The sequence below is a fragment of the Pseudoalteromonas sp. GW168-MNA-CIBAN-0100 genome (genome assembly GCF_040309225.1).
In the GTDB taxonomy this organism is placed as follows: domain Bacteria; phylum Pseudomonadota; class Gammaproteobacteria; order Enterobacterales; family Alteromonadaceae; genus Pseudoalteromonas; species Pseudoalteromonas arctica.
Window position 1 is genome coordinate 1 of the sequence record NZ_JBEOOL010001202.1, and the last position, 229, is coordinate 229.

General features: G+C 54.1%; 1 protein-coding gene. It reads left to right on the forward strand.

What is annotated here, in order from left to right; translation table 11 throughout:
- Nucleotides 1-229: hypothetical protein (locus tag AAEY62_RS25215; RefSeq protein WP_350637247.1), on the forward strand; the 229-nt coding region annotated here is incomplete at both ends.

The following is a 229-nucleotide window of genomic DNA, read 5'->3' on the forward strand; positions in this document are numbered from 1 at the left end:
GACCAGGCACGCGCCCTGAACCAACTCTCAAAAATCCGAGGCTCCCTGCAAGGGCTCGAAGCAGTCGACCTTGAAAACCCTGAAAAGGCCCTCGAAGCGGTAGACCTCGACAAAGTGGCAGACCTGATCGACTACGTAGCAGAACACTTTGCCCTCGATGTCGAAGAATTCGAGAAATTCACCTCAGGAGAAGGCGGCATGTCCCGCGCATTCCTACTAACTCTCACAT